We start from the raw sequence: 23,897 nt of genomic DNA, 5'->3' as shown, positions 1-23,897 counted from the left end.
TTTTCCCTGGGGGGGGGGAGATTCTGGTGGCTATCTCCCCTTACGTTGGGGTTCATCAATGATGTCGTGGTCGATCATGCCGTGCTTGATGGCCCGTAGCTCTGTCTGCTGCTTACGCTTGTTGGACGCCATCACCTGCTTCACGAAGTTCTCATGAGGCCTTATGACGTACCGCACGTCGATGACTCTGCGGCCATCCTTGATCTGGTTCGCGTCGTAGTCGCTTATGACCTCTTGTTTGATGAGGGCCTCCAGAGCGAGCTTCATGGCTCTGACGTTCTCCGGCATCCGTGGGCTCAATTCACGAGGGCTCTGGGTCAGGAAGCTGATAAGCGATGGCGTGTACGGCGAATCTGGTGATGCTTGAGTCCAGTAGTGGCTCATTCGCTTGTAGATGTACCGTGCAAGAGGGGAGCGGATTTGCATTCCGATTTTGTAGTTGTACTGACGAAACGACAGATTCATGATCGATTCGTTTACCAGCGGGTTGAACTGCACATAGCACCTGGCGTTCCCGCCTTTCTTGCGAAACTCACCTCTGGTGGTCAGTCCCACCATCGGGAAGAAGCTGGAGCTGATGAAGGCTTCACCGTCATCACTGATACATTCGAGTGTTGCGCCACGACAAACCTGGATTGCTTCCTTGATTTCGTTCAGGTTGTACCCGTGACCCATCTTCGAGAGCTCTTTCTGGAGTTCGTACAGAGTGAACATGACTCCAGCCTTGCCCTCGATGATATGGCCTTTCCCGTTCACTGCGAGCTTGCGTAGAGCATCCTCAAGGATTTCCTCTCGCTGTCCCGCGTAGATCAGCACGGTTCTTCCGTCATCCTTCTCGATGATGGCTGGCTTCACCTTCACCGTGAAATGCTGGCCTCTGATGGTGCATTGTCGTGTCACTACAGCGTTGGATAAATCTTCATGCTCACGCTTTTGGTCCCAAATGTACTTCGGCAGCGCATCGTAGATCTCGATGGTGTTGGAGTAGTCGTCTTTCTTGGCCGGAGATTCAATGATCTCAAACAGGCTCATTTGCGGTGAGTCTTTGATTACGTCGAGTTTCTCCAGGTCTTTGTCTTTGGTTCTCTTGCTCATGATTGTTCCGTCGATACTTTCTAGCTGGTGGTCCATGCCGCCAGCATTGTCAATGCTCCCGCTGCTACCGTCGCTGAAAACACTAGCTGGTAGATGCGACGCTTAGCCCCCGCAGTGCCGCTCATAAAACGCAGGGCTGCCGCTTCATATCGGAAATGAGCGAACTCACCCCGAAGGGTGCTATCTGTCCCCTGTGGCGATTGTGGGCGCTTTGACAGGGCAGGGCGAGGATGGCTGGCGACTTTCTTGATCATCGCTTCACATTTCCCCAGTTTCGCCAATTCAGTGGCCGCTACAGATGCTGTCATGTTGTCACACCTCGTCGCTATGTGTCTTGTTTAGCTGGCGCTCGTACTCGTTTAGCGCCCGGCGAATTTTTGCTAAGGCAGTGGCGCGTTGTCTTAACACGGCATACCTGGTTTCAACTTGCTGGATCAACTCTTGTGCCCAGACAGGCTCTTTCTTGAAGTGCGACATGCTGTAGGCATGACCGCGACCCTTCTTGATATGTGTCGATAGAACCCTTTTCTTTTGTCCGGGAACTTGTTCGACAAATCTGTTGCGATACCACTCTGCAACGAGTGATACGCCTAGAATGCGAACCCGTGTACCGACACGCCCTTGTTCGTCCTCTGACGCTTCTTCACGCGCTGATTTGTGCGCGTTCCAGTACATGTCCGCTTCCTGCTGCGCCTCGACAGCAAGAACCGCTAAGGCGTGATCCAGTTTGCTCCGTACCTCTGCAACAAACTCTCGTCCCTCTGCCTCTAGCAGATCCTCTGTTATCTCGGATCGTTCTTCTTCGAGCTTCGGATCTAGCAGATCTAGCCATCGCTCTGTTGGTAGACTCACCTCAATACCCTCCCAATTCCTATCCAATTCCTATCCACATAACTATCTATCTGGAATTTAAAGCTGATTATTCCAATACTGGAATCTAGTTCTGTCACTAGGCTAACCCATCTTTGGAATTTGTCAAATTTCCCTCTATCTATCTGGAATCTTGATGCTCTTATTCTTTCACAGCCTCTTTACATATGAATCTATATTTAAAGATTCCAGATATATTGGATATGGCATCAAAGATTCCAAATGCCTCTTTACCACCGTCTCTCGATGCTGGAGGGCAAGCGGTTCTCGATGCGAGGGTAAGGTCTGTTTATCTGAGCCTATCCGTGCAGCGTTCCCATAGGTTCCCTTACTCAACGATCAAAAAGCCACCGAAAAGCAACCTATATGCCCCTTTTGGGCAATTACACAGGCCATCTGTCCCCGCTTTTAGCCTTATTCTCTATCCAACACGCGGCAAGCAATCGAAAAGCAATCTAAAAGCAATCTTTGGAGGATTTCATGAGTCAATTTGTTCTGGGTTTGGATATTGGTTACTCCAACCTGAAAATGGCAATGGGGTATAAAGGTGAGGAAGCTCGCACAGTCGTCATGCCGGTGGGGGCAGGTCCATTGGAACTGATGCCACAACAGTTAACTGGCGGTGCAGGGACCTGCATTCAGGTTGTGATTGATGGAGAGAAATGGGTTGCAGGCGTCGAGCCTGACCGATTGCAAGGATGGGAGCGTGAGCTTCACGGCGACTATCCTTCGACCAATCCATACAAGGCTCTTTTCTACGCTGCACTCCTGATGTCCGAGCAGAAGGAGATCGATGTGCTGGTGACTGGCCTGCCTGTTAGTCAGTACATGGACGTAGAGCGCAGAGAGGCGTTGAAATCTCGGCTTGAGGGTGAACACCAGATCACGCCAAAACGATCGGTAGCGGTTAAGTCTGTCGTGGTTGTACCTCAACCTGCCGGTGCTTACATGGATGTTGTAAGTTCAACCAAAGATGAAGACCTCCTGGAGATTATCCAGGGAGGAAAAACCGTTGTAATTGACCCTGGGTTCTTTTCTGTAGACTGGGTAGCTCTTGAAGAGGGAGAGGTCCGCTATCACTCATCTGGCACCAGCCTCAAGGCGATGTCGGTGTTGCTACAGGAAACGGACCGGCTAATTCAGGAAGACCACGGCGGTGCCCCTGGCATCGAAAAGATCGAGAAAGCTATTCGTGCCGGTAAGGCCGAAATCTTCCTCTACGGTGAAAAGGTATCGATCAAAGACTACTTCAAGAAAGCCTCAACCAAAGTCGCTCAAAACGCCTTGATCCCTATGCGGAAGTCAATGCGTGAGGACGGGATGGATGCTGACGTAGTTCTGCTGGCTGGCGGCGGTGCCGAGGCTTACCAAGATGCGGCCAAGGAGCTTTTCCCTAAGAGCAGGATCGTACTGCCCAACGAATCCGTGGCATCCAATGCCAGGGGCTTCTGGTTCTGCGGCTGATAGATAGGAGGTCGTTGTGGCTGGTAGCAAATGGGATGGAAAAATATCTAATCTGAACATATCGGAGCAAGCCTTTCCGGAGCTCTATCGTGAACTGTCCCAGATGCAGCATAAGGCGCGTAGTGATCGGCTCCGCGCCCTTGCTCTATTGGGTCTTTATTCTCTTCGATTTTCTGGCAACATTGGGTCTTTTGAGCAACAGAGTTCAGAGAGTCAACCTGCACAGCATCAAAATTCGCCAGTGCAGACTGACGCAAAACTGAACTCTCAACGTGATTCACTTAAAGGAAAACTGATGGGCTCCGTATGACATGAAAGACCACGAGGAGTTCTCTACGCTATCAGCGGCTGAACGTAGAGAGTTAATAATCGCAGAGTTAAAGCGTAAAAGCCGCATTCGCACCCTGTTGCGAGGACTCCCGTTAGATGAAGTTCGGGAGATCATTGACAGAATGAAGGGCGTTCTCAATGAACTGGAGGAAGAGTACAAAAAGCGAGAAGAAGAAGAAAAAGAAAAGCGAGCTCAGGCTGAGCGAATAATGAGCGACATGGAATCCTGCGGTGTGGACATCGGCTTGCTCAACGAAATGTTCACGAGCAGATCAGAACCTGATAATGCTAAATATTCAAAAGACGGAGTTTCGTGGAGTGGGCAAGGACGTCGCCCGGATGCTTTCAAGGGGTTGGGAGCTGTCGAGCTGGAGCGCTACCGTATCCCACAGAAGAAGTAAAAAAATGAGCGCCGCAAAGTTTGGGCGCTCATCTTCTGGTCCGAAATGTCATAGTCTACTCAAGCACACTCTTTCTCCCCACCACCATGCCTTCCTTGTTCTTTGCAGAACGGACATTCAACGCAGGTTCTTTGATTAACAGAGGTGAAGTACGTACACTTGCAGTTGTCGCACACCTCCAGCATTGCGTCCCCACTTCTCAGCTCCGAAGCAAGACACCAGGCATCAGTAATATCAAACGGAGCCCACCGAGCACCTTTCATTCCGGGCACTTCTTTGCGGATTGCGTGATACATTCTAAATGCCTTGTTCAAGGCTTTGATGTTCACAGACCGCAACACGGCTTCTCCACCAATGTTGAAGTAGAGCTGCATTAGAAGAGAGGCCTGTATCTTGGATGTGTGACTATGAATCAGTGTCGCACCACCCCGGAAAGTTCTGGATTTTCGTTCCAGAGTATATCCGTCCCTCTCCAGATCCTGGTAAAGCCGTCTGACCTGTTTGTAGGTCAGACCAGTCTCGATCATGATGATTTTTGTGATGTACCCAGCAAGGGCCATGTGTCGAGCTGTAACCCAGCGACCCAATGTACCAGAGTTGCCAATGTTCATCTCCACCTCCCACGTCCCTGTAGAGACTGTTGCAGTTTTTTCAATACCGGGTGTGTTAACTCTTCCCGGCTGTCATCGAGAATTTCTTCAATGATGCTCGGAGCAAAACGAAGCGTAAAATGCGTAACCGTTGTTCCAGACATGTGGCGCAACTGGCTGTCTGTTGCCTTAGCCACCAGCTCCGCAAGCTCTCTCGAAACCCCGAAAACTTCCTTTGCCATCTCCGGGTCTCTCGATGCGACGCGGTTAAATAGCAACCAGTAGGCAGCATCAAATTCATCAACACTATGGTTGATAAAAACTACAGGGTCGTAGTCGCCAGAGAGTCGCGTGATGATGTTCTGCTCTGCTGTTTCGAGTTTGAAAGAGATCAACACGCCAGAGGCCAGAGCTTCCAATTGGGAAGGTGTTGCCAGTGACAGCTTTTGAACGGTGTCCATGCCCAAAGAAAATTGTGAGGCCGCATCATCTGGACGTTCTTTTGCCAGAGTGGATAGCAGGTTCCACAATGTCAGATCGAACTCGTAGACGTTTCTATCAGCTTCTTCTTGATCGAGGTTGACGGCTCTTGCATCCCACGCACCAATAATATCCAGTTCCAACATTCCGCCCCCCTCACAAATCACGAAGGTTGCGATAGATAGCCAAGACTCGGCTACCATAGTTTCTGGCTCGGATTTCGTCTTCCCAGGCGTGATAGCGGCCAACGCCAAGCTCCAAGTCATTTGGAGATGACTGAATGGCTTCTGATAGCACCTCTGCCCCAACCATGACGTTGGTCTCTGGGTCGAGAAGATCTGCTGGAGAAGAAACTCTATGACCATTCCACCGGATGCTCACTTGCATAAACCCGACATCAATGGCACGACCGTACTGCTGCTGAAACTCAGCGAGCTTAGCCTTTGCCTGATCTTCCGACTTAGCATAGAAAGGAAGCCCAGGAACGCGAAGCGTCCAAGGCCAAGGACTTATAGAGCCATTACCTCTCCCTGATGCAGATTCGGCCAATGCGACCGAATACACTAGAAGAGGGTCGAGGTTATATGCTTTCGCTGCTTTGTCGAAGATGGTTCCGCTCAGGTCAATAGCATTCGCTGTTGATGAAAGGAGAGCCGCAGACAGAACTAGCGCCTTGGCTTTGTTCTTCATCAGCTTGCCTCCTTATGTCTGAGGGGTATTTCGTGTTCTTCGTCGTACCGCTCCGGCCAAATCTCAGACGGCTTCACACCCAAAGCTGTAGCTATCTCATGTTCCCAGCGTGGACTGGGCTTATAGAGTGCCGTAGACACCACCTGCCGAGATGTTTTGTGTTTTCTGCCCAATGCGGCCAGAGAAAGCCCCTGGATCTTGAGTTTGTACTTGATCCACTCACGTTTCTTCTCTGGGTCGCTTGGGATGTCTATCAATTGGCATTTATCCATTGTTTGCCACCCTTTAAACTGCGTTGTTAGCCATACAAAAAGTGCGTTATTCGATGAACGCTTTTAGAGTTCTTCTATTGTCACAAACTGACACATTTTGCGCCTTTACAAGCCCAAATAATGATGCTGTCAACAATAAAAAACCTTTAAAAACATACACTTAACTTTGTACCGACGGAACAAAGTTACAATACTTTTAGTAATCAATGGGATACGGATATTTTTGCGATAGTAATGGAAAGTGCGCCAAAAGAATGGCGGAAATAGCGCACGGGGAGTGCGGTATTTTGTGATATTAAATAGCGTTTAGGTATAAGTGATTTTAGGGATACAGCGAGGGCTGAAATTGCGAATACAGCAGGAGCTGAGGAGGGCAGGGAAGGCAAAGGCGCATCCCGACCACACAAGGATGATGGTGTTTACAGAAAGAGATATTTGAGAAAGAGAACTCTGCGGTGTTGCAGGTGGGGACCAAAGCGTTAGCAATGGCCTATTCCATAGTGTATGCGATTTGTTTGACATGTTCAACTATGTAATGCTTTGTCAATAAACGCCTTGTTCCGTAAGGGCAAACTTTCACATGTGAAAGTTTGAGGGCAAATTCTAATCGAAGAAGTTGCCAATGGAATGGTTGTTTAGCAAAAAATAGTCAAACTTTCACAGTTGCATTTTTTGATGCCGTGGTAAACTGGAGGTAAAGAGTAAGGGGGTTGATATGAAACATGTGGTCAATATTCTTCTGCTGGGAATGGTGCTTCTGGGAATAGCCATGATGGCTGACACACCTTGGGGACTTGGTGTGGCGCTGGCTCCCTTCGGCGTTTGGGGTGCTCGTTTCCTATTTCTGGTTCACAAAAGCCTTTGGGCTGCTGTTATCTTTTGGGGAGGGATCGCTTACTTCCAGTGGCAAGTTGCTTTGGTTGTCGGGGCTCTGTTTGGACTAACGTGCTTTATCCGCGTTGCGCGGTCAGCATATAAAGAGGCACCACCTACCCGGCGCAGAAAAAAACAAACTGGTGGGTTTCAAGATTCCTATGATTTTGACCAGCGCTTCCATATTGGAGCTGGAGACGAATAAGGGGGCCTGCTGGCCCCCTTATTATTTGGTTGGTCTTTTAGAACCTTTGATTTGCTATGTTGTACCCCCTGACGGCAGTCAAATAGCTACCTGAACGGTCTCCAGCTTCCGTCGAGTTCTGCAATACGTTTACCAGCTTGTCCGTAAACTCTTCGTTTTGCTGAGAAAGAACAGGCTGACCTCCTTGCATCATCGGTGAGCCATCCGGGTTACGTTCTGCATACTCCATTTTCAGATTCTGAACAGCCTGGTTCATGCGACCTTCGTTTGTGTCAAACGATTCGGCATAAACAGCGGCTTGGGATTCAGTCAGCCCATAACGGCTTTGAGCGATAGACTGCATCGTTTCTTTGAACTCATCACCGTACTGGTTCATAAACTGCTGCGCGGCTCCACCACCAGCTTCTGCGGCAGAGGATAGCGCTGCTGCATAGAACGCGCCGCGTTCCTCAATGCTCATCCCTTTAGCGGCTTCCGATAGATCAGATTTACCAGTTAACCACTCCTTCGCTGCATCATAGCCGCTTGCAGCAGCTCCCATGACGTTGCGGCCAAGTTTAGCCATACCGACCATCGCATCACCGGCCCAGCCAAACTCCTCTTGCACGGCCTGGTCGCCGCGTTGAGTGGCCGCGATGAATTGGTCGCGTTGTTCAGGTGTCATCGTTCTCATTTGATCCATCGCTCTTGAGAACGCATCAGCGCCAGCTTGACCACCAGCAATGAGAGCTCCACCTGCTTGTTCAGCTCTGCGGCCCATCCAATCACTGGAGTTGTCCCACGCTCCCCACGCCGAAGCGCTCCAAGACATTTCCGGAAGCGAGTTCATAAGGTTATCTTGGGCTTTTTTCAGTTCAGGAGCAGATACATTTCGCTCTGTTTGCTGTGCTTGGTTATGAAGAGCTGACGTACCGGCTGCATGTTCATTTTGAACAAGGGGGCTATTCGTTGGTAACTGCCCAGCTTCTGATGCCGGATTAGTTCCAGCCATCCCAGCCACATTCTCCCGGAATCCGGTTGGGATGTTAGGTCCACTGCCTACAGCCCCTTGAACCTGACCTGGTAGGCCTTGAACATTCGGGCCTTCAATGCCGTTATTTCCGTAAGCATCACCACTAAATGCTCCGTTGCGACCGGACGCGGTATTGATCGCCTGTAGTGCGGCTTGATACCCGCCAAGCTCCTTACCCTGTTCGTAATTTTTGGAGTTGGTCATTGCTGTCATTCGCGCTGCTGCCTGGGCCACTTGAGGAGACATTCCGTAGGCTTGGTATCTTTGCTGTAGTGAAGCCGCCTCGTCTTTAACCGATTGCGGCGCGGCATTTCGGAAATAGTCATTCAGTTGGTTCATGGCCGCAGGGGTTTGTGCTACTGCACCACCGAGAGTTTTAAAGTCGGTATTAGTCATGGAGCCCATTTGGTTTTGGAGCTGACTCATTGTTGTGAAGGTGTCCGATGCAGACACCAGTTCAGAAGCGGACTTGGATAGGTTCTGGGATAAGCTATCGCCCCAGGTTTGCTTGAATGACTCGCTTCCAGAACGGCTGAAACCCTGCGCTAATTGATTTGTCAACGCCTGGCTATCGGTTTGCGAATAGCTCACACCCTTCATGAACTGGGACACATCACTCGCTGACCAGCTTGAAGAGTCTTGAGTTGATGACTCTGTTGCTCCCTTCGCTTGCGCTTTGATGTCCAGGACATCACTGCCGCCGCCTGATTCGCCATTACCACCAGCAGGAACTAGGGCTGTACTGTTTGATTTCACACCAGCAGCGGCCTTCATTGCTGCCCTGGCCTTGCCAACCATAGGCATAAGCATGGACGCAGCTTCGTCAACATCGAGTGTGCCCATAGCCTGCATGGCAAAAGCACCTTTGACAGCATCAGAGTGGCTATCATCCACCTGGAACTTATCCATGAAGTTCTTGGCTTGCTGGTTGATCAATTGGCTTTGAGCTGTGTTTTGCGACGAAACGTTGCGCCCGACATTGGAGAGTCTTGAATAGGCTTGATCCTGACTTACTCCATCAGAAAAACCTCGACCAAGAGTGCTTTGGAAAGCCTCCGATTTCTGACTTTGTAATGCCTGTGCGGAGCTCACGCCTGATGCCAAGGTGGAGCCAAGCGAGAAGGTACTGATCATGCTTTCTGCGCCGTTTGCAATCGCACCACTGAACTGGTTGTGATTGTACGCTGGCTGACTTTGCATAACCGGACCTTGCTTGAGTAGATCTGGCGTTTGCATCTTTTCGTCAACGTGGTCAGAACCACTTATTCTCGATGCCAAGCTGGTGAAGGCGTAGGTGCTACCTGTGACGATAAACAGGGAAATCACCGGAGTGGCCGCAGCCAACATGCCGCCGGTTGCAATCCAGTGTTGCAGAACATCTCCAGTTGAGGAAAGAGCGTACATGGAGTTGAGACCACCAGCACTGAGGCTAGACATCTCATTTGACGCGGCGGTATGAACAAACAGGTTTATAATTGAGAGGACTGGCATCCATAGCTGAATCCAGAGGATGGTTTGTACATATTTCCCGGCTAACTGGAGGCCGAAGCTGCCCATCACGATAATAAAAGCAATGATCGGGGTTATAGCATAAATAAAGCCTTCAAAGAACGTCAGCATTGGTCGGACGACGGTCATGAACATCGACTGCTCTGCGGCCCACTGTGTGTTCCGTTGCTGAATAGCCTGGTTGACCATCAATGCAGAGCCATAATCCTGGAGGTCCTGATAACGTCCTGCTGCGGCTTCATAATAGAGGGGCTCCAGAACGGCGGCTTTCAGATAGTCGATTGATGACGTAGTTGTGGCACCCATCGCTTGAAGCGAATCGGTCAGCTTCGTTAGAGCGTTGTCTCCAGTTGACGTGTCAATACCCAGTAGGCTGTTAAGAGCATCAACAACAACCGGGCTGCTTAGGTTGGCGGTTGCAGTGCTAATAGCCACCCATCCGTCAGTACATGTGTAGTCAGCGCCGTCAGGGTTTGCTGTAGACAAATACAACCTAGTTCCGTAGAGCTGTGAGTTGAATCGCAAAGCTGAGTCAGTTGAACGGTTCATCAACTCATCAAGGGACATTAGGTTGAGATCGACTTTGGTTAACGTGCATTCCCGAATGTAATTGTTCCAGGAACGCCTCACGTCAACATAGCCGCCTCCATTTGCTGAGTTAAGCGCAGTAAAAACTCCTGTGTCATAGGCTCGCCGTCTGACGTCATTCAACAGTTTCAGTGTTTCGGAAAAGTGGCTTTCCGTGACATTGGGTACGATTACCCCATATCCAGTTTCAAACAAATTGGTGATGGTGTATCCCACGTTGGATATGACACCTCCAGCAAAGCCTACCCCAATAGGGACATTGGCGACGACTCGAACCTGCCCTGTATAAGCGTCCTCGATAGTCACAGTTGTGGTTGGGCCGAAGAAACAGGCATATAGAATCCAACCTACCAGCACTTGCTGGAGGTTGATTTGCTTTGCGCCCTGAAAGACGGACTGAATACAGATCATCAAGACCCCAAGAAGCAGGCCAATACTGACCATCTTCTCGAAATCCCCGGTGCCGGTGATCATTGATACTGCAATCAGGATTTGCTCCAGAAAAGCAGAGTCACCGATAGAGTGGATTGAAAAAGATCCCATTCCAATAGCTCCTTAGTTCGTGCTAGGAGGATTGGACAAAGTTGCCAGCATGTATTTTTGCTTGCGGATGTTGTCCAGTAGGTTGTTGTATTTCTCAATTTGGCTTGCCAGATCGCCGTATTGAGAGGACAGGATTGTGTATTCAGCACGGATTTGCTGTTGCGATTGCGCGAGAAGCTCTAGTGCCTCTTTCTTGTAGGGTGATTTGCTGTTAGCCATCGCAATGCGAGCTGCGCGGAAGAACTCTTCCGAGAAGCTATACATCATGGTCAGGGCTATCGCTCCTGATGACTCTGTTGCGAACAGGTTAGCGCCGTCCTGTGAAAGGACAGACAAGTTACGAACAATGGTGCCAATCCCTCCGGGGAGGTTAGAAACAAAGGCCTTTTCTGGGTCGGTTAAGGTTCCAGAGTTCGTTGCGTATTTGTAGATCACACCAGGTGTAGAGCTTGTTCCTAACAGCATATCGGTGATCTGGTTCTTGATACCTTTGAGCACGACAGTTTTATTGCTGGAGCCAGCACTCAGGCAGTTGGTCGTATCAGAATCACAGGAATAGATCTCAACAGAACCGCCTGAAATCAGGTCTGACAAGGTGATCTTGTTACCTGGTAGGGTCGTCAGAGGGGTTGTTTTCGCACCAGTGCCGGTTGAGTTCGGGTCGTTTACCAGATCACCAATGATGACTGTGCCGGTTAAAGACATGATCGCTTCAAGAAGGGTGTTATCCCCGTACTGGAACCAGGTGTTGGCGTTGTTGCTCTTGAGTTGCTTCCAGACGATGTTGCCAATCATCTTGTTGTATTCGTCAGGTTTGTTGGCTTTCAGTTCTTCCAGAGGACTCTTGCCGCTGGTTTCCTGCTTGGACCCGAAGAAGTCTTCATACAGGCCGGAAGTTGTCGCGGTTATAGAAGCATCAGTTTTGTGTTTAAGGTCCATGCCGCTGGTTAGGTCGTTCACGAAACCTTGAGCGAGCTGGCAGGAGTTGCCCAGATGTTGGTTGAGCGCTTGCACTTTCTTCTGGAAGTTCTCTATCCACTTCGCTCCGTCCGGGAAAACGTTATCGAGCGCAAGCTGGAAGGCATAGCCCTTGGCGTTGGCTGCTACAGCCCGAAGGAGTTGGACAATTTGATCCGCGTTAATGAAGGAAAGCGAACCGCCGAACAGATCTACACCACCGCAACCAGCTTTCCATGATGGAGGGGCAAAGCTCACCAGGTTCTCGTCGAAGATTCGTGTCTTTGCAGTGAACCGGCCACCAGCTAAAACGCCACGTCGTTGGCTTTCATAAACCCCAGGTGGTGTTGTGTTGCTCATTTCATTGAAGAGTTTGTCCATCTGTGATTGGAGGCCGTTAGCGGCTATCGCCCCTGTCGGTGCCATGACGAGACTGGCCGCCACACTCAGGGCAAGCAGGCTCCTTTTTAATGTCTTGTGCGTGACCATCTTAGTTCTCCTGTAATTTGTCCCGGATGTACTTCATGAGTTGTTCCGGTGGCACAAAGTTGTCTTTATCACCGCTCGCTTGAGATAGCTGTTTGAGGTCAGAGCCCAGCTCTGGTGAGGCCAAGCGTTCGGCTATGTTGTTTTCCAGGTTGAGTACCGGACGTGTACGGTTAAACTCTTCGTCTGTGACCCAACCATTGCGTTTTGCTGCGACCAAAATCCTGTGATTCAGCTCAGGAAGAGACATTGGCCCTTGTCCTATAGGAGCGAACTGACCGTCTGGAGATGCGAGGTAAACAGCAGGGAAAGTTACGATACCAAGTTGTTTGGCATGGCCTTCATCGGTTTTGTAATGGGGGAAAAGCCCACTGGGGAGTGGTTTGCCGTCCATAGATACAGGAATGATCGAGAATCCTTCTCCTTGTTCCAACATCTTGATGAGCGGTGCTTGCAAGTCACTGTAGTCATCGTCGGACTTGTAGAAGAAGAATATCCCTACGCGTTCGGCTACGCTTTTGAGTAGCATGTTTTTGGCGTTACCAGCGTCACGATCAACTTGTTGTGAGGCAAACGTGGCAGCAGGACGTCGAGTAATTTCATCCAAGAAAGGATCACCTACGACCGCCAGCTCTGTAGCATCGGAAAATTGTTCAGAGCGATCTATCGCAAATCGTTGCAAGTAGAGAAACGTCCTGACGTTTTCAACGGTAGGATTGTTCCAAGCAAGGTCTTTGTACTTGGGTAAGTTTTCCCGGAACCATTCCGCTGAGAACATTTCTGGGCCGCTCGGAAGCGGAGCAGCAGGCTTAGGCTGTGTAGGCTTCGCTTCTGCCACAGGCTTTGGTTTGGGCTTTTCGGGTTTTTTCTCTGGTTCTTTGGGCTCTTCCTTGTACCAGAACCAACCCTCTTCCTTTCGCTCATAAAAACCAGGTCTTGTGCCATCTTGAGCCCAAGCCTGGTGTGATGCCCCCAGCGTGAGCGCTGCAAGGAGCAGTAAATTCAAAGGTGATTTTTTCATAGTCTCACGCACGTATTTTCCCATGCTCGATATGGTAGAGGTGGGAGGCGTGAAATTAGGCAGGTGTAAGCGCCCATTTAGGGCGCTTAGAGCGTTTTATTTGTCAACTTTCACATGTGAAAGAATTGACCAAACTATTTGGTCGTGTCCTCTTCAACTTCTGTCGCTTCTGCGGCCATCTTCATCTGCTTCTCGACCATGCGTTTTTGGGTGATGTAGCGGATAACCATCTCGACAGCGCTGTTCAACGCAAGGATTCGCATCGCTCTGGTGGATGCAACGTAGAGCAGGTTTATTTCATCGTCACGGGCCATTGGGTCGAGCTCTGGGTCCAGGACATCCGGAAAGTCGTCATAGAGCTGAACAAAGTCCCACTCCAACCCTTTGCACCGATGAGCTGTTGAGACCGTAATGTCAGCCCCAAACTCTTCTTTGACTGTATTGCGTCGTAGAGTGGTGAGTCGTTCAGGGATTTCATCGTAGCTGTTGATGATCTTGACAGCCCTCATCATCTCAGGGTCTTTGGTCGCCTTCGCTACTTCTTGATACTCGAAGTAGTCTTCATACTCATCAAGCAGTTTCTTATTCTTTACCCGGTCTGGCTCTGCCATCGAAAACCAGTACAAATCCTGGAGCTCATTGATCTGGTAAGCGTCGATTCCACCGACCCAGAATACCTGCGCTCCGGATTCGGTCGCAGAGAGCGCCGTCTCTATAACCCCCATGACGGTTCGGTGAAGTATTGCGCGGTGGCCCACGTCACCTGGTAAAAACATGAGTACCTGATCTGCTGGTCCCCGGCCAACAACAGGTCGTGTTTCACCTTTGAGTTCAAGAAGGGCGTTTGCCACCAGCGAAACGTTGGGGCCAAAGCGGAAGCTATGAGTGAGATAGAGTTGGTCGGCGTTCATGAGCTCTTTGCTATCAAGGGCGTTGTTTGCGCCTCTGAACCTATAGATCTGCTGGTGGCGATCTCCAACCAGGATTACCTTGCAGTTCTGCTGTAGGACGATGCTACTTGTTACGGGGTTAGCGTCTTGTGCTTCATCAAAAAGAATGGTGGTGTACCGGCGAGACAGATTCGGCATCCCGAGCTGATACTGTTTGAGGTAGCAATCGTGTACGGTCGGGAACGGATCTTGAACGTTTGTCATCCGTTTCCATATGAGCTCAGCACCTTCGACCACCTGGATTTGGTATCTCTCCTGTTTGGACGTAAGCACTTTACCCGTATCGGCGCGAGCAAAATGCGTATAAAGAATCCGCATGTCTGCACTACACATAAAGGCGTTGAGCGTATCGAGAATATCTTTGGCAAACGTCCAGTTCTTGGTATTCACCGCTTGGGCAATATCGGTGAGCCTTAGGTTGCCGGAGAGTTTGTGCTGGTAGCCCCTTCCTATAGTGGCGTAGGCAAGCTGGTGGGACGTTTTGCAGTCTACGTTTGCAGGAAACTTTTCTCTTGCCTCGTCGCGGATAGCCCTGTTGTATGCCAAGTAGAGGATACGTGAATCGAGGTTGTTGTGGGCGTACTTCACCAGTGTCGTGGTTTTACCCGTTCCAGCGTAGGCCTTAACGACAAGGCGAGGCCCTTTGTACTGAGTGATCAGTGATTGTTCTGGTGTGTCAGGAGGAAGTTGTTTCATGAGGCCCCCTACGACAAACACATCTGGAGAGTGATGCGCTTCTTTTGTGTCGAGAGGAACGTACTGATCCGCTTTTCTTCTCGGGGGAGGGATACTTCACAATCCAGATCTGTCCACCAGTCTGGGGCTTTACCTTGAGCCACCTCCGTAACCCAACTATGGAGACGGTGTAACCAGCGATAGTCGCCAATAGATGAGGTGGCTAGTGTCATAGCCTCCTCAATCTTGGTTTGAAGAGCCGCAGCTCTGTGTCGCCACTCTTCTGAATATTTAGCCTTTCGCGCCATCAGTTTTCCTCTTTCTTTTTCCCTCCCTTACCAGCTTTAGCGAGCTCTTGCTCCAACCCAGAAATTTTGGTCAGTGCATCATTGAGTCTTTGTTCGAGGCTCTTGGCCTGCTGGTCTTTTTCCTGCAACTGACCAGCCATCATGCCTTTGTCTTGAACAAGAGCGCGAGCTTCTGCTTCGGCGCTGGATAATTTGGCGTCCAGCTTTTCTACCTCTCCAGATAGGCGCTGGCACTCTCGTTCAGCGGATTCGCCATGAGCTTTGGCTGTGGCAAGGGAGTCCTGTGATTGGGCCAGTTTGGCCTGTACATTTTCGAGCTGCTCTTTCAACGATGTTTTTTGTTCCTGAGCGGCCCGGAGCTTTTCTGTCTGCTCTATACTCTTGCCTTTTTGCTCCTCCAACTCACCCTCTGTAGTTGCCAATTTTTGGCTCAAAGAGCGATTTTCGCTTTTAGCTTGCTCCAGGTGATCCTGTGCTCGGGTCAGATCTGCGGCTTTCGCCTCCAGCTTGCCCTCCAACTCAACGATCCGCTTTTCCAGCTTATCAATGTCAGCCAGTGAGCGTTCTAGCTCCGCAGACTTGAGGGATAGCGAGTTTTCTGCCTTACCAAGGGCCGCATCGAGCTCTGATTTTTTGTTGGTGAGAGCTTCAAGTTGTTCCTCCAGTAGCTCAGCCCGTTCGGTGGCATCATTTGCCATGTCCACGGCTTGCTGCATATCTTCCTGGTACTCAATTTCTTTCTGTCGTAGCAGTTCACGCTCGCGCTCAAGCTGTTCATCGGCGCTTGCTTTGGCTACCGTATAGATCTTCTGTAGGAAGAGCTCAGCATCGCTCATAACCGATTCTGGAAGGACTACCTCTACCAGCTCTTCATCGAGGGAGTGTTCCTCTGACCACTGTTTGAGATACGTTGAAATGGTGGTAAAGCTCCCCTTGCCAATGATGTCTCTGATAGCGATGACCGTTGGGCGTTTACCGGCGTCCTTGAGCTTTTGGGCCGCAGCCGCTACATCGTCAAACTCAACCAATTTTCTTGCCATGAGAACGTTCCTTTTAATTTGTAATGTTTACGATAATTACGATAATTACGATAATACGGTAATTATCATAATTATATATCATGCTGCTGTCGATTGGAATTGTTTGTGTGGGACAAAGCCCTTCCGGCTGCGGAAAAGCCTTGTTACGCGGTCACGCTGATTCATCCAGGGAAGGATTCGATAGTGACTCCACCGAAGGTGCCAAGGATTTCCGATGCCGCTTTATCAGATCGAGTTTTGCGTTGTTCTGAGGCGTCAAAGTTACGAAGCAATTTGAGCTGAACATCCTTATCCTGGAGCACGATCAGGGGCATTGGCGCGGTAACGGTTTTGAGTACCCCTGCGGCCATGACGTTTGCCACCGGTTGAACCTTTACTTCCCTTCGCTCCCGGAGATAAGGCTCCGGGGTGCTGGCGATCTTCTGGATAAGCTGCTCCAGGGGAAGTTGATAGTCTGGCCCAGATCGCTCCAGCTCCTCTCTGATGCGTTGCAAAAGCTCCTCTTTTACGGGCTTCTTCAAGGAGTCCTTCCGTTGCCAGGTGAAGCGGATAGAGTCGATGTCGCCATTGGTATAGCACCGAATTTGTCTGTAAAGGTGGAGAGTCATGACACCAGGGCAGTCCGCTCGAAGTGCTTCAAACCTCTCTTGCCTGGTGGGGTACGTCGAGATAATGAACTCCTCGATACCAGCTTTGGCCGCGTTGATGCGTTCAACCGTCGCCGCAATTTCGTCAGCTACACCAATCCTGGAAGGGGAGAACCAGAGTACCCCCACGGTGCGCCTGGCAGACTTCTGCGAATAGTCTGGGTTGATGTGAAGATCTCTGTAGCTGTGCGCTGCCAGCTCAAGAGCTTCGCGCCCAGTTTGTTCAGTTACGACAATCTTGTTGACGGGCTCGTTCTCCATTCCTTTTCCGGTAGGAGGGATGGCCGCAACTTTTGCGTACCGTGGCGGTAGTCGTTTGATAAGAGAGGACAGGTTCGTTAAGTCGCGGCACATGGCCGAGAATTGTTCTGATATGAAGTTTTTAGCCATGCTGCCGCCTATGTGTGGGTTTGTTCTAACAGTTCATTGGTTACATAGTAGACAGATTTAGACCATCATGCAACGAGGGGGAGGGGCAAGAATACGCCTCCGCTTCGCGTCGGCGGGTGCCCTGTTTGACTTTCGTGTGTGAGATTAGATTGAGAAAGAGAGAGAAAAAGAGAGAAAAAGAGAGAAAGAAGAAAAGCGCGGGGCAAGCCAGAAATGTGGCTGAGGGGGACTGCTGGGGTGGGGCTGGCACCCTCTATACCCCACTTTGCATGATGGTCTAACTTTGTGGTTATAGGACGACTTTTAGAGTGCCTAGATTTGCTCGATTAGGACAAATTTCGGTCCATCCACGCTGATTGGCGTAGCAGCGCGATGGCATCAGAAGGGGTAACTTTCCATGCGTTGGAAAGCTGGCGAACTGCGAAGACTGCGAGCTCCATTCGGTCGTCATCATTGATGAAATTCTGGAGCTGGTTTCCTCGCTCACTAAGGATGATCGCAACACCGGCCTTGCCGTTGTTGTAAACCGCAAAGCTCTTATTCTTCGCGTCGCCGTGATAGGAACCCTCAGCCTTGCTACGCAAACCAAAGAGAACGCTGCAAAACGCCGTCAGTTCGCCGCGAGTGAGCTGCACCGTGATCTTGCTTTTCCAGTCTGGGCTGGACCCCGATGCCCTGATCGGCGCAATCTCGATGCTGACCGTAGGATATTCACCTCTGGTTAGCGTGTGTTGCACATTCAGGCCGGTGCGTTTCGCGGGGTCCTTCTGCCAGTCTGAGAAAAATTTGAGACTTTCGCCGTAGGATTGTTCTGTCATTCCAAATTACCTTTGCTTTGAAGCTCCTGGAGCTGGACCACGAGGTCACGTTGGACTTTGGCTATCTCTGTCACCAAGTCGGCGGTGGCAATAGCGTCGGTCGCTGCTGAATGGGCTCGACCTTTCCAGCTCACACCTGCCTCGCAGGTGGCATCCGCAAGTGAGATTGTGCCGTGCCGGTTGGTTGAGCCAAAGGCATCAGCCGCCAGCTTCATCGCGCACAGACAGTTCTGCTCTTGCCACCAAGAGAGTTGGTCTCCAAATGCACTGGCTGTTTGCCTCAACATCCTACTGTCGAAACTGGAGTTAAATATCACCAGATGACGGCCCGACAAAAGCCGGGCGAGAGCTGGCGCAACTTGAGTCCACGTAGGCTCATTCGACAGCTCAGTCTCGGTGATGCCATGAACACCCATTGCCTGAGGGTCTATTTCCACGGTTGGCCGTAATCTGGTGCAGAGGAGAACCGCGCCTCTGATGTCAGTAACAGCCAGCTCGATCACCTGGTCTCTTTCACCAAGTCCGGTCGTCTCGGTATCGAGAACCAGAGGTTCCAGAGCGACCCACCTTTGTGCCATGACAGAGGCCTTTGCCAGGTTGCTACGCATTCTTGCCTTGACCGAAAGGATGGATTGCGCCCTTATTTGCTTTTGTGATGCCGGTGAACAACCCCTTCTCCGCATTGGTTGGCAATCTGCTATCCGGTACACTCCAAATTGGCCACCATACCCGTTTTTGTAGAACGAAACTGGCTCTACTCCTGGCTTAGGCTTCATCCGAAATTCGTCCCTGAGCCGTCCTTTTGAAAAGCACCTATCGGCTTTCATGGCTTCGGCTCTGGCAAGTTCGAGTTCTTCATCATTCATGCTGTTAATCCGCTATATCGAGGCGTTGGCTCGCTCTCTTCAAACGCTCATCGCCGCGTCTGTCATATTTCTGGGTAGTTGCAATGCTTGAGTGGCCCATTGCGTCCTTCACGGTCACAATATCCTCACCGTTATCCAGCATCGAGGAGGCAAAGGTGCGTCGCAGGTCATGGGGCGCAAACATCTCCAGACCGGCTTCAACTCTTCTGGTCTCCAAGATGTGGTAGATGGCCTGATCCGACATCCGCTCTCCAGTCACATCATCAAACCGCCTGATCCTCGGGAATAAAGGCCCTTCATGCGTTCCTCGAACCTCTTCAACCCACTTATCCAGTCTTTTCCATGCGCCACCAGGCACATACGCCATTCTCTCTTTGTTGCCCTTGCCAAGAACCTTGAGAGCGCGGTCCTTGTAGATCATGCTTCCCATGTCCAGCGCAACGATTTCCGAGCGGCGCAAGCCACACCCGAGGAGCACCCCGAGAATGGCCGCATCCCGAAGCCCTTTGGCGCTTGAATCACTTTCACATGTGAAAAAGAGGCTGCGAATCTCATGGCGTTCAAGTGCCCGCCCTTTAGGAAGTCGAGATCCACGTACTGAACGGACTTGCTTAATGTGCTGGAAGCTATCCGTATCAATTTGCTTCATCGTCCAGGCTTCAAGAGCCACCCCTTTGAGCGCTGACAGGTAGGTGTTGATCGTTGCCGGAGCCTTCCCTGCATCCCCCAGCATTTCCAGCACCGCCAATATGTGGTGCCGCCTCATTGAGCTCCATGCACAGTCACGAAGGTTCTGAAACCCGATCATCTTGGCGACAATGTTGAGGAATGAGCTCATGGTCTGCCTGCTTCGCTTTGACCCGAGGCTCACCAGATAGGCGACGGCGGGGTTGTCCTGGATGTTCCGGAGCGAGCTCGATGACGGCAACAGTTCACCGCGAATGCTTTGTTCTGCCGGAACATTTACTTTCGCATGTGAAACTAGCTCTTCCTTGTCATTGTTTGTGTCGTGCAAAGTTACCTCCTAAGCCCGACCGCAACGAGAAGAAAATCCCATATTTTGAGGTGAAGAGGTAGTTCCTCCTCCATATGTTGCGTTTCGTAGCTTTGCATCAGTGGTTCAAACTTGGTTGGATTGCACAGCAATTCGTAAACTGTTCGGTTGGGCTTGGTGATCGGCTTATTCGGAGTGAATCCATGTTTGTTCTGGAGGTACAGCGCTACCGCGCCACTTCTGGATTCTCCGTAATAGCAATGAACGAAGATCTGATCGATACCGCTACCAACCAATCCATCCAGGAAGGTGGACAGCTTTTCAGCCTGGGATGAGTCAATGTAAGAGGCGTAATTCATCCGGAACGCTGCCTTCATCGTGTGGATGGTGTTCTCAGAATAGCCGCCGTCATAGAAGCTATCGCGGTACAACTGCCCCCACTGTCCGAGAGCGGCAGGGGACTTGTCTGGGTCAGTTATGGAGATCATGGCCGCACCGGGAACCGGCTCCAGTCTTTCGGCCTCCGCTTGACTAATGAAAAAGACTTTTTTGCTAAGCATGTCCCATCATCCCCTTACAAGGATGTGTTGCGAGTAGCTCACGCGCCTGACTTTGCCCCTCTTGAGTATCTACAGGAGCGGTCGTATACACACCTCCATGCCGCAAGTCCACAATACTGGTCCGACAGCAAGAACCTACGTTCTGAACTTTATTGTCCGAATCCAAACCAGCAAAAGTATGGCACGGTCCAGGGAATGGTTTCCTGCAAATAGAGCAGCGCTCAAAGTTCTTATCGAGGATTCTCTTTAAAACTTTCTCAAATTTGTTTTTGTTTAACATCGAGTTCTCCACACAAAGTTACTGGCCGAGCATCCCAGCCAAGGTGGTCTGCTGGCCTTCGCTACAAGGTGCAAATCCGGCAAAAGCACCGGCATTAACCTTGAGCTCATCAAAGCGTCCATCGGTGTCCCGGTAGTACACCTTACGTTTTCCAATTCCACCTTCGAGGTTTGCGGCCAACCAGGCGATCACTGCATCAGCATCGTTCGTAACTGATGCTCCCTGATCCAGATCGATAAGTACCAGGTGGGTGTCCGTCTGGAGTGCCACTTCAAAGGTCGCTCTTACATCAAAAATCACTGGTCGCGCTCCTTGTAAAAAGTGGGCATTCAGCACCACCTATCCTATTCCAAAAACTCTACTTTTTCAAAGATACATTTTAATAAGTAGAACAACAGCAAGAGGAACTCAAATTTATTTACCGTAATTATCATAATTACGGTAATACGGTAATTTTACAGATTTGGATGGAATGGTATAAGATGTCTCGCTGGAACATACTTGCTGAAAAAACGCTTAACAACGATAGTGAAAACATCATGTACAGGTGCGAGAGATAATATGTATAAGAGCCTTGAAGATCTGATGGCGGGTATTTACGAGATGGCAGCGCCAGATGGCATCATCTGTAACGAGGTTTCCAAATTCCTTGCGGCCAACCAGGTCAAGCCGGAAGACATAAGCTCTGGGATCTGGTTTTTCCTGTGGCTGAAATCAGCTCCCAAGGATGCGAAGCCAATCCAAAAAGAAATCCCCGGATTTGGAGTTGTTCTCAACATGCCGACTTATGGCGGAACGCTCAACGAAGCAATCACAGGGTTGATCGAGAACGAGTGCCGTCAAATAGAGCTCGCTGAGGGACATCCGAGCCTTGAGGCTTGGGTTGAATCAGTATTAGCCGGTCGAGATGACGGAGAGGAAAATGAAGCTGCGGCCAATATCGTGGATCTGCTTAATGGGTGTCACGACCTACTGGATACAGCAATAATCAATTACCTTTTTAAGGTGGGAAAAATCAACGAGCAAGAGATTTTGTCGCTCATCTATTATGGAGAGCTATGTGACCACTCTCTTGTCGGTACGCCTTTTTCAACGTTACATATCCCGAGTGAAAATAACGTCCACGAACGTAACATCATCCCCATTAAAAAAGGAGCCAGTTAGGCTCCTTTTTGTTACTCAGGGTTTGCTTTGAGAAACAACTTCATTCCAAGTATGCAGCACCTTCGATAGGTGCTGATGCTTTCTGGTGAAGTCCTTATCATCCAAGAGTGCTTTAAATGGCGCGTTCAGGTCACTGCATGTGACGTTCTTGCCGATCACAGACAGGGTATCCTGGAGTGATCCACCAGCAGCATCAAGCCCCATTCTATCGACGGTCTCACTACTCACCATTGGTGAATGCCTTTGAGTTGAGCTGCTCAACGCTCAGGGCTGTATTGCATTTCTGCTCAACCGCTTGCTTGTACTGGATGGTGTACTTTGCAGTGATAGGTGACATGGTGTTCATCGCAAGTATGTATGCGTCTACCTCACTGGTCGGTAATGTCGCGGCATAGACTGACGAGCATGATGCGGCTGCGGCCATTATCAAAGTTATTACCTTCTTATTCTTCATTTCTCTGAAATCCCCCTTTAAAAGTAAGCGCCGCTCATACGTATGACCTTAACGACCTAACCCAATGATTTATTTGTGTTATTAAGCAGCTTATATACGCCACTTATTTGGTCTCGTTTAACATTTTGCCGTTGGCAATGTTGCGCTAAAAATGCCAGCGCGTTATTCATGGCTTTTGCTAAATCCGTACCACGACTCATGGCTATATCAAAGCAAAATGGTATCCACCACATATGGGCAGTTTTTGCTCCGGTAAAAAGCGACAACACCCGGTTATACTTCTTTTGTGCCGCGTTGATTAGCCAGCGTTTTAAGGTTGCTGCCAGCAAGCTACCCCAAATTAATGTCTCAACGATTGTGGCATGACCTGTATCGAATTTATTTAAATTATTCATCGACTTCCACTCTTTGAATAATAATTCTATTTGCCAGCGAACACGATAAAAATCACCCACAACAGCTGGAGGAAACTGCTCACGGTCAAGGTTAGTGCAGACCAATACATGACGTTTTTTGTGATCTAATGCTGCAAATGCAACGCAACGATAAACCGGGCCATTCGGCCACTGCACATCTAAATCCAATACACCTGCATTGGGTAATTCTTTTAACCATGTTTTCAGCGGCTTCATCTGCTGAGTCTTAGTACAAACCGCCATTGGATTAACACGGTTACACATCCGCATAATAAAATACGCGCAGGCTTCTTGAAGCTGTTGTATATAAGCTTTTGAAAAATAACCTGCATCTGCCATAAATAAGCAGCCTGATAAAGAGGCGGGTGAAGGCAAATAGTCCCGCTCGGGTGCCGTGTCCTCAGTCAGACTAACACCGTCAGGTTGCCCCTTAAACACGTCATAAGTGACATGTAACTCAACCGCTGCCGGACTATTTTCATTAAAACGTCCTGGAAAATAGAACATTAAGTCGTCATGTACAGCGAAACTGGTGCCATCTTGTAAAATAATGCGCTTGAACATGTCCTGATATTTATTCCTGATAGCAAACATATCAGGGAGATGCAGAGCCAGCGCCTTTTCAAACACTTCACGCATAAATTCAGGAGCAGCCATTTTAACCAACTGTTTATGAAAGGGTTTAAGCTTTATGTCCGTTGAGTGCATATGGTTAAATTGCCGGTGCACATCGGCAATCGAATTCGTTGTTCCTGCACCCAGCGCACTGACCAGCGCCATGCAAAACTTCTGTGGCGTCACCTGCCGCCGCCGCTTCATAAAGCCTGATTGCTTGCCAAGCGCATCAAGCTCTGCTGCTGAAAAAAATCGTTCAAAAGCGCTCGAAAATCGGGTATCTTGTTGTTGCTTCATTCGTTTTTCCTGCAAAGGTGATCTTTTTTTTCTGGTA

Annotated in this window: 26 protein-coding genes and 1 pseudogene; 6 read left to right on the top strand and 21 right to left on the bottom strand. The window is 49.9% G+C overall.

Annotation, left to right across the window (positions count from 1 at the left end; all coding sequences use genetic code 11):
• Positions 1–30: 30 nt before the first annotated feature.
• The 3 genes from M1F03_RS19475 to mobI are packed head-to-tail and all read right to left on the bottom strand — an operon-like array spanning position 31 to position 1,947.
• Positions 31–1,131, bottom strand: coding sequence for a RepB family plasmid replication initiator protein (locus tag M1F03_RS19475; RefSeq protein ID WP_000350011.1), 1,101 nt, complete (start codon positions 1,129–1,131; stop codon positions 31–33).
• The gene (locus M1F03_RS19470) at positions 1,116–1,403 is read right to left on the bottom strand and encodes a hypothetical protein (RefSeq protein WP_000127321.1); all 288 of its coding nucleotides are present in this window, start codon (positions 1,401–1,403) and stop codon (positions 1,116–1,118) included. Before M1F03_RS19470 ends, M1F03_RS19475 begins: the two co-directional genes overlap by 16 nt.
• Positions 1,404–1,407: 4 nt before the next feature.
• Positions 1,408–1,947 (bottom strand): conjugative transfer protein MobI(A/C), encoded by a 540-nt coding sequence (gene mobI / locus M1F03_RS19465; RefSeq protein WP_001447712.1) that lies wholly within the window; start codon positions 1,945–1,947, stop codon positions 1,408–1,410.
• Positions 1,948–2,168: 221 nt separating this feature from the next.
• On the opposite strand from mobI, the gene M1F03_RS19460 reads away from it, so the two are divergent.
• From M1F03_RS19460 to M1F03_RS19445, 4 genes are read left to right on the top strand one after another with little or no spacing between them, the layout of a single operon-like run.
• Positions 2,169–2,510: a hypothetical protein gene (locus M1F03_RS19460; protein ID WP_131728116.1), complete on the top strand. Its 342-nt coding sequence runs from the start codon at positions 2,169–2,171 to the stop codon at positions 2,508–2,510.
• Complete coding sequence (locus M1F03_RS19455; RefSeq protein ID WP_000077458.1) at positions 2,446–3,429, top strand: ParM/StbA family protein; 984 nt, start codon at positions 2,446–2,448, stop codon at positions 3,427–3,429. Before M1F03_RS19460 ends, M1F03_RS19455 begins: the two co-directional genes overlap by 65 nt.
• A 16-nt stretch (positions 3,430–3,445) precedes the next feature.
• On the top strand, positions 3,446–3,739 hold the full coding sequence (locus M1F03_RS19450; RefSeq protein WP_000919078.1) for a hypothetical protein: 294 nt from the start codon (positions 3,446–3,448) through the stop codon (positions 3,737–3,739).
• 1 nt (position 3,740) lies between these two features.
• Positions 3,741–4,160 carry an H-NS family nucleoid-associated regulatory protein gene (locus M1F03_RS19445; RefSeq protein WP_000651490.1) on the top strand — a complete coding sequence of 140 codons (420 nt, stop codon included), beginning with the start codon at positions 3,741–3,743 and terminating at the stop codon, positions 4,158–4,160.
• A 59-nt stretch (positions 4,161–4,219) separates the two neighbouring features.
• Here the strand turns inward: M1F03_RS19445 and M1F03_RS19440 are convergent, their stop codons facing one another.
• From M1F03_RS19440 to M1F03_RS19425, 4 genes are read right to left on the bottom strand one after another with little or no spacing between them, the layout of a single operon-like run.
• Positions 4,220–4,771, bottom strand: coding sequence for a FlhC family transcriptional regulator (locus tag M1F03_RS19440; RefSeq protein WP_001020646.1), 552 nt, complete (start codon positions 4,769–4,771; stop codon positions 4,220–4,222).
• On the bottom strand, positions 4,768–5,376 hold the full coding sequence (locus M1F03_RS19435; protein WP_000891157.1) for a hypothetical protein: 609 nt from the start codon (positions 5,374–5,376) through the stop codon (positions 4,768–4,770). Before M1F03_RS19435 ends, M1F03_RS19440 begins: the two co-directional genes overlap by 4 nt.
• Positions 5,377–5,386: 10 nt before the next feature.
• Positions 5,387–5,920, bottom strand: a complete 534-nt coding sequence (locus M1F03_RS19430; RefSeq protein ID WP_000790610.1) for a transglycosylase SLT domain-containing protein — start codon at positions 5,918–5,920, stop codon at positions 5,387–5,389.
• Positions 5,920–6,192 carry a helix-turn-helix domain-containing protein gene (locus M1F03_RS19425; protein WP_000356489.1) on the bottom strand — a complete coding sequence of 91 codons (273 nt, stop codon included), beginning with the start codon at positions 6,190–6,192 and terminating at the stop codon, positions 5,920–5,922. Before M1F03_RS19425 ends, M1F03_RS19430 begins: the two co-directional genes overlap by 1 nt.
• 715 nt (positions 6,193–6,907) lie before the next feature.
• On the opposite strand from M1F03_RS19425, the gene M1F03_RS19420 reads away from it, so the two are divergent.
• Positions 6,908–7,270 (top strand): hypothetical protein, encoded by a 363-nt coding sequence (locus tag M1F03_RS19420; protein WP_000683483.1) that lies wholly within the window; start codon positions 6,908–6,910, stop codon positions 7,268–7,270.
• Between the two features lie 37 nt (positions 7,271–7,307).
• Here M1F03_RS19420 and M1F03_RS19415 read toward each other — a convergent pair whose 3' ends face one another.
• The 12 genes from M1F03_RS19415 to M1F03_RS19360 all read right to left on the bottom strand — a co-directional run bounded on the left by M1F03_RS19415 (position 7,308) and on the right by M1F03_RS19360 (position 21,214).
• Positions 7,308–10,922: a conjugal transfer protein TraG N-terminal domain-containing protein gene (locus tag M1F03_RS19415; RefSeq protein WP_000534551.1), complete on the bottom strand. Its 3,615-nt coding sequence runs from the start codon at positions 10,920–10,922 to the stop codon at positions 7,308–7,310.
• Between the two features lie 12 nt (positions 10,923–10,934).
• Complete coding sequence (locus tag M1F03_RS19410) at positions 10,935–12,368, bottom strand: conjugal transfer protein TraH (RefSeq protein WP_000256129.1); 1,434 nt, start codon at positions 12,366–12,368, stop codon at positions 10,935–10,937.
• A 1-nt stretch (position 12,369) separates the two neighbouring features.
• Positions 12,370–13,410, bottom strand: a complete 1,041-nt coding sequence (gene traF, locus M1F03_RS19405; protein WP_001326396.1) for a conjugal transfer protein TraF — start codon at positions 13,408–13,410, stop codon at positions 12,370–12,372.
• A 110-nt stretch (positions 13,411–13,520) separates the two neighbouring features.
• Positions 13,521–15,032: a UvrD-helicase domain-containing protein gene (locus tag M1F03_RS19400; RefSeq protein WP_000811656.1), complete on the bottom strand. Its 1,512-nt coding sequence runs from the start codon at positions 15,030–15,032 to the stop codon at positions 13,521–13,523.
• 8 nt (positions 15,033–15,040) lie between these two features.
• Positions 15,041–15,319 carry a hypothetical protein gene (locus tag M1F03_RS19395; RefSeq protein WP_000101263.1) on the bottom strand — a complete coding sequence of 93 codons (279 nt, stop codon included), beginning with the start codon at positions 15,317–15,319 and terminating at the stop codon, positions 15,041–15,043.
• Positions 15,319–16,359 carry a DNA-binding protein gene (locus M1F03_RS19390; protein ID WP_000101568.1) on the bottom strand — a complete coding sequence of 347 codons (1,041 nt, stop codon included), beginning with the start codon at positions 16,357–16,359 and terminating at the stop codon, positions 15,319–15,321. The genes M1F03_RS19395 and M1F03_RS19390 overlap by 1 nt, the downstream gene beginning before the upstream one ends.
• 161 nt (positions 16,360–16,520) lie before the next feature.
• The gene (locus tag M1F03_RS19385; RefSeq protein ID WP_001097010.1) at positions 16,521–17,396 is read right to left on the bottom strand and encodes a DNA replication terminus site-binding protein; all 876 of its coding nucleotides are present in this window, start codon (positions 17,394–17,396) and stop codon (positions 16,521–16,523) included.
• Positions 17,397–17,722: 326 nt separating this feature from the next.
• Positions 17,723–18,214, bottom strand: a complete 492-nt coding sequence (locus M1F03_RS19380; protein WP_000139717.1) for a hypothetical protein — start codon at positions 18,212–18,214, stop codon at positions 17,723–17,725.
• Positions 18,211–19,080 (bottom strand): 3'-5' exonuclease, encoded by an 870-nt coding sequence (locus M1F03_RS19375; RefSeq protein WP_000997323.1) that lies wholly within the window; start codon positions 19,078–19,080, stop codon positions 18,211–18,213. Before M1F03_RS19375 ends, M1F03_RS19380 begins: the two co-directional genes overlap by 4 nt.
• Before the next feature lie 4 nt (positions 19,081–19,084).
• Positions 19,085–20,095: a tyrosine-type recombinase/integrase gene (locus tag M1F03_RS19370; RefSeq protein WP_000543934.1), complete on the bottom strand. Its 1,011-nt coding sequence runs from the start codon at positions 20,093–20,095 to the stop codon at positions 19,085–19,087.
• A 2-nt stretch (positions 20,096–20,097) separates the two neighbouring features.
• Positions 20,098–20,634: a hypothetical protein gene (locus M1F03_RS19365; RefSeq protein ID WP_000949433.1), complete on the bottom strand. Its 537-nt coding sequence runs from the start codon at positions 20,632–20,634 to the stop codon at positions 20,098–20,100.
• A 298-nt stretch (positions 20,635–20,932) separates the two neighbouring features.
• A complete protein-coding gene (locus M1F03_RS19360) occupies positions 20,933–21,214 on the bottom strand; it encodes a hypothetical protein (protein WP_000575657.1) in 282 nt (93 codons plus the stop codon).
• 261 nt (positions 21,215–21,475) lie between these two features.
• Here M1F03_RS19360 and M1F03_RS19355 point away from each other — a divergent pair, with 261 nt between their 5' ends.
• A complete protein-coding gene (locus tag M1F03_RS19355; protein ID WP_000278322.1) occupies positions 21,476–22,078 on the top strand; it encodes a hypothetical protein in 603 nt (200 codons plus the stop codon).
• A gap of 15 nt (positions 22,079–22,093) precedes the next feature.
• On the opposite strand, the pseudogene M1F03_RS19350 reads toward M1F03_RS19355, so the two are convergent.
• Together M1F03_RS19350 and M1F03_RS19345 are read right to left on the bottom strand one after the other, a co-directional pair.
• A pseudogene (locus tag M1F03_RS19350) lies at positions 22,094–22,532 on the bottom strand (hypothetical protein).
• 56 nt (positions 22,533–22,588) lie between these two features.
• Complete coding sequence (locus M1F03_RS19345) at positions 22,589–23,860, bottom strand: IS4-like element ISPa13 family transposase (protein ID WP_000813355.1); 1,272 nt, start codon at positions 23,858–23,860, stop codon at positions 22,589–22,591.
• Positions 23,861–23,897: the final 37 nt, after the last annotated feature.

The sequence above is a fragment of the Providencia sp. PROV080 genome (assembly GCF_033688105.1).
GTDB classification, from domain to species: domain Bacteria; phylum Pseudomonadota; class Gammaproteobacteria; order Enterobacterales; family Enterobacteriaceae; genus Providencia; species Providencia zhejiangensis.
The sequence above is the reverse complement of the archived record's forward strand: the minus strand, read 5'-3'. Positions and strand labels throughout refer to the sequence as shown.